The 3,545-nt window shown below is 48.1% G+C and carries 2 protein-coding genes and 1 tRNA gene; all 3 read left to right on the top strand.

Going from position 1 to position 3,545, the window contains the following annotated elements:
* A partial coding sequence (locus OB13_RS17970) for an ABC transporter permease (protein WP_461491565.1) occupies positions 1–1,980 on the top strand: 1,980 nt, incomplete at its 5' end.
* Between the two features lie 154 nt (positions 1,981–2,134).
* Positions 2,135–2,206, top strand: a tRNA-Glu gene (locus tag OB13_RS17965).
* A gap of 980 nt (positions 2,207–3,186) precedes the next feature.
* Positions 3,187–3,545 (top strand): hypothetical protein (locus OB13_RS17960; protein WP_461491564.1); only part of this gene is annotated, 359 nt, incomplete at its 3' end.

The following is a 3,545-nucleotide window of genomic DNA, read 5'->3' as shown; positions in this document are numbered from 1 at the left end:
TTGCGGGAGCCCAATAACATCGTGCTCTCCCGAACGATGGCAGACAAGTTCTTTCCGGGAGAAAACGCAGTAGGGAAAGTCGTCCGGTTCAACACAAAACTTACGCTGAAAGTAGCGGCTGTTATACCTGACTTTTCCTCCAATACTGATTTCCCGTTCACGTTCCTCGTCTCCTATTCTACGCTCAAAACCTACAGTCCTTACGAGCTGGACTCCTGGAACCAGTTGGTAAGCAATCACACGGCCTTTGTCCTGCTCCCCGACCATTCAGACACAGACGCTTTCGAAGCCAGGGTAAACCATACCTTACAACAGCATATGCCCGAGAGGCGGGCTACAAAGGAAACCATCGTGCTGCAACCTCTGCCCGACATCCACTTCAATGCGGCCTATGGTAATTATGCGATGCGTACAATATCGCGGGAAGTTATCGGTTCGATGGCCATGGTAGGATTGCTGCTGGTGATCACGGCCTGTATCAACTTCATCAACCTGGCCACGGCCCAGGCGATCAGGAGAGCCAAAGAGGTAGGTATACGCAAAGTAATGGGCAGCAACCACTGGCAACTTATGCTGCAGTTCCTCGGCGAAACCTTCCTGATCACGCTCTCTGCCACCCTGATCTCGGTTATCCTGACAGAACTCAGCTTACCATACCTGAACAGGCTGCTGGAATTGAAAGTGACTTTCAGCGTTTGGCAAGACCCTGTGCTGCTGCTTTTCCTCTGCCTGCAGACGGTGCTGGTTACTTTATTTGCCGGGCTATACCCTGCTTTCCTGCTGGCCCGGTTCCAACCTATAGCCGCCCTGCGTAGCCGCATGTCGGTGCAGCAGGTAGGTGGTCTGCCCTTGCGGCGGGCACTGGTAGTGGTACAGTTCACCATTTGCCAGGTACTCATCATCTGCACGCTGGTTGTAAATGAACAAATGCAGTATTTCCGGAACAAAGACCTTGGCTTTAACAAGGAAGCCGTCGTTACTTCCCTGCTCCCAAGGGGGGAATCCAAAAAACTGTCTGCTTTGCGGCAGGAGATTCTGAGTAATCCGGCGGTAAGGGATGTGACATTCGGGATGGCTCCCCCGGCTGCGGATATCATCAATCTTACTAATTTCACGTTCGACAATGCCAAAGAGGACGCCCCCTTCCAGGCAAACCTGAAAACTGCCGATGAGCACTACCTGGACCTGTTTGCCATCAAACTGATTGCAGGCAGAAAGTATAAGGATCATGAAGAATCAGGAGATACCTTGCTTCGCCTCCTCATCAACGAAACCATGCGCCGGAAACTGGGCTTGAAACACCCCGAGGAGGCCCTGGGTAAAAGCGTGACATTGAATGGAGGTAGAACCAAAGCGACAATCATAGGGGTAGTGGAAGATTTTCACCAGGCATCGCTGCGTGACCCGATCGACCCGACCTTTATAGTACCCTATAATGACAACTACTTTTTTATGATGGCCAAAGTAGATATGCAGCAAAGCAAAGAAGCGCTGAAGCACCTGGAGCAGGTATGGTACAAAGCCTACCCGGAGGCAGTATTCAACTATGAGTTTTTGGATGATGCCATCTCCCGTTTTTACCGCGAGGAAACAAGGCAGAGCACGCTCTTTAAAGTATTTTCCTTTATTGCCATCTTCATAGGCTGCCTGGGTTTGTATGGCCTGATCTCTTTTATGGCCGTGCAGCGTACCAAAGAAATTGGTGTACGAAAAGTATTGGGAGCATCGGTTTTACAGATCGCTGTGCTCTTCTCCCGGGAATTCGCCAAACTCGTGTTGGTAGCCTTTGTACTGGCCGCCCCTATTGCCTACTACCTGATGCGCCTTTGGTTGCAGGACTTTACGTACCGCATCCACATCGGCATCTGGCCCTTTGTGCTGGCAGGTGCTGCCACTTTGCTTATTGCAATGATCACCATGAGTTCGCAGGCCATACGGGCAGCCATGGCCAATCCGGTCTATTCCCTGAAAACAGAATAAGCTATACCTGGTAGGAGCAGCATTTTATTAAAATTTTTTTTCTGTTCAGAATGAGCCAGTTACATGAACCGGCTCATTTTTTTAAAGAAAAGCTGCCACATAGTTTTGCAGGAAAGATTTAGCCCTCTATATTTGCACCACAATACGACAGAATGGTCCGTTCGTCTAGGGGTTAGGACTCCAGATTTTCATTCTGGCAACAGGGGTTCGATTCCCCTACGGACTACTTGAAAGCCTCTCATTTCACGCTGAGAGGCTTTTTTTATGCACATCAGACACTATTCGGACGCTAAAGCAACTTCCCTCCAACGCTGAGGATCAAAAAGCCCCTAATGGTAGTGGCGCCTGAATAGGCCAAAGGTATGTTCACCACCCCCAACTGTCTTCGCTAATTTGCCAATCTTATTCTTTCCCGATAAGCTTCGTAGTTATAAACATCTCACCTTCATTATTGTGTCTTACTTACTCATCTCTTAAAAAATAAATCTTTCATGAGACGTAAAAATAGGACTCCGGTCGGAACATTTTCTTCGAAGTAGGTCTGTGGCTCAGAAAACAGCCGTGTCTGTTGCATAACTATTTCTCACTATTGCCTTCTCTGACTCTAAACACCCGAAAGGATATTGCAGCCCTAACCTTACTCATCAGTTTCAGTTGTAAGGAAGCATAAAAGAATGGCATAAAAAGACCGGATATGCTCTCTCCCATCGCTATAGTCTGGTGACCTATCGGGATTGAACTCGTCGGAAGAGAATGCTTACATGAGGTGCCGTTCAGTTTAAGTCGCTTTCTTTGCCTTTTACCAATATTCAATAAAATTGTAATACTTTTTAAAAATGTCGTAGTATGTTATAATAGGCTTGGCCAAAACCAAAAAAATTAAACCAAACTTGCCTTTTACTCACAGACCAGCTACATACCCTGCCAAGAGGCCGGTTCTGATCTAAGCAGGTACAGAATCGATAAAGTGCTTGCTATGTTGTGCAGTCCAAGGCGCTTGACAACAGGGAAAGTTAATTGGTGGGGTCAATACTGTATATAGCCTCCTCCGCCCCCGTGAACCTTACTTCCCTCCTGTGCCCCCTTTTCCACGGTCACCCTCCTTTATGATATGGCAGGCTGTTTTAAAGCTTCGCGTATCTCAGCGGTGTCTACTACACCTTGAAAAGCACTTTATGTTGTTCCTACCACTCAAACTGTTAAACTATGAACAAGCGAATTTCCATTTTTTCTTCTCTAATCGTGTGTCTTATCGCCCTTTTCATAGGGAGCTGCTCTAAAACAGATATTGAACCTGCTACCGATCCGACAGTGTTAGAAGCTCAGGCTTCGCAGCAGGGTGCTTTCAAAGCAGGACAAGCCCATAAACTGCCTGTCACTTTCTATACCGTCGCAACAGGTGCCCAGGGTACCACTTACACGGGAACCGTTAGAGTAGAGGGGGCGATCAATGCAACGGGCACCTATGTGATGCCCACTGAGACACTGGGACAGGCCCTGCATTGCACGCTTATAGTCACCTTGCCGGATGGCTCCATTACCATGCGGATGAACTGCAACATGGT

The organism is Pontibacter sp. HJ8 (genome assembly GCF_054824225.1).
Note: the sequence above shows the minus strand (reverse complement) of the source record. Positions and strands in the feature narration are given on the sequence as shown.